The 1,560-nt window shown below is 59.4% G+C and carries 2 protein-coding genes and 1 pseudogene; 2 read left to right on the forward strand and 1 reads right to left on the reverse strand.

The window, feature by feature from the left end:
• Positions 1 to 271: 271 nt before the first annotated feature.
• A pseudogene (locus tag PJL15_RS22780) lies at positions 272 to 352 on the forward strand (hypothetical protein); the annotation flags it as partial.
• Between the two features lie 11 nt (positions 353 to 363).
• Here the strand turns inward: PJL15_RS22780 and PJL15_RS22515 are convergent.
• Positions 364 to 552: a hypothetical protein gene (locus PJL15_RS22515; protein WP_281453349.1), complete on the reverse strand. Its 189-nt coding sequence runs from the start codon at positions 550 to 552 to the stop codon at positions 364 to 366.
• Positions 553 to 666: 114 nt separating this feature from the next.
• On the opposite strand from PJL15_RS22515, the gene PJL15_RS22520 reads away from it, so the two are divergent.
• The gene (locus PJL15_RS22520; RefSeq protein ID WP_281453350.1) at positions 667 to 1,521 is read left to right on the forward strand and encodes an IS3 family transposase; all 855 of its coding nucleotides are present in this window, start codon (positions 667 to 669) and stop codon (positions 1,519 to 1,521) included.
• Positions 1,522 to 1,560: the final 39 nt, after the last annotated feature.

Raw genomic sequence — 1,560 nt, forward strand, 5'->3', positions numbered from 1 at the left:
GTGAACTGCTCCCCTGAAGTTGGACTGAGATTTTCAGTTCCGATTTGAGGGGAGCAGTTTTTTGAGTTCGCGTAGTTCTTTGTCTGTGGTGCAGCGCGTGTCGGCTGTAGCGTGTTTTGAGAGGGGTCTTGGGTATCGGACGACTGCACGGTACCTAGATGCGCCCCCTGTGCCGGTGAGGTCGTTGTATGGGCTTTGGAGGATTCATGGGCGAGGAGCGCTGGTGACAAAGACACCGAAGTCATACTCTTTCGAGGTCAAACTGGCGTTGGTGCAGCGGTTCCTTGCGGGCGAAACCGGCTCTGAGCTGGCCGTTGAAGCGGGCCTGTCTTCGCGTCAACTGTTGCAGACATGGGTCAGGGCTTATCGATTGGAGGGCGAGGACGGTTTGCGGTCTAAATCGAAAGGCAGGTCGGCTAAAGGGCAGGGTGCGCCTTCCCTGAAGTCCGGGACCACGCCATCCGCGAGGTCCGAGGCCTTGCCTTCGGTGAGGTCCAAGGCTGTGCCGCCAGGGAAGTCCGAGACCGCGCCTCCGGTGAAGTCCAGGGCCACGTTACGGGCTGAGGAAAGCTCGGAACTTGAGCAACTGCGTCGGGAGAATGAGCTGTTACGGGCTGAGGTGGCCTACTTGGGAAAATTGCGGGCCTTGAGGGCTCAGGAACGACGGTGAAGGTTCAAGCCCTCGTTGCCCTCAAGGCTGATTACCCGCTCCCGGTTCTGCTGCAGGTCGCGGGCCTGGCACGCTCGACGTTCTTCTATCATCAGGCCCGGCTCCTGTCCCCGGACCCGAAGGAAGCTCTCAAGACTGCCATCACAACGATCTTCACGACCAACCACGGCCGTTACGGACATCGCCGCATCCACACCGAGCTGGTGAAGCAAGGATGGACGGTGGCGAAGAAGACCGTGCTGAAACTGATGCGCGCCCTGGCCCTGCGCTGCAAGGTCCGGCGGCGGAAACGCTACAACTCCTACCAAGGCGAGCAGGGTGTGATTGCACCGAACCTGCTGAACCGGGAGTTCGACGCAGATGCCCCGAACCAGAAGTGGGTCACTGACGTCACCGAGTTCCGCGTCGGGGACCGGAAGCTCTACCTTTCACCCGTCATGGACCTTTTCGACCGGCAAATCATCTCCTATTCCATCGGTAACTCCCCGAACCTGGAACTGGCCAACGCCTCGCTGCGTCAGGCCATCACCTGCCTGGAACCGGGTCAAAAACCGTTGGTGCACTCGGACCAAGGCTTCCAATACCAGCACCTGTTCTGGCGCCAGCTACTCAGCGAAGCCGGCGCCACCCAGTCAATGTCCCGCAAGGGCAACTGCTACGACAACGCGGTCATGGAGAACTTCTTCGGACACCTCAAAGAAGAACTCTTCCACCACGTCCGGTTCCTCAGCACCGACGCCCTGGCAACAGCACTGCACGAGTACATCCACTGGTACAACAACGAAAGGATCTCCACCAAACTCGACGGTCAGAGCCCGGTCCAATACCGGACCCAGACCCTCGCAGCCTAAAATCCCAATTAGCCAGTCCAACAATCGGGGACCAGTTCA

Source organism: Paenarthrobacter nitroguajacolicus (genome assembly GCF_029952445.1).
Classification (GTDB): domain Bacteria; phylum Actinomycetota; class Actinomycetes; order Actinomycetales; family Micrococcaceae; genus Arthrobacter; species Arthrobacter nitroguajacolicus_B.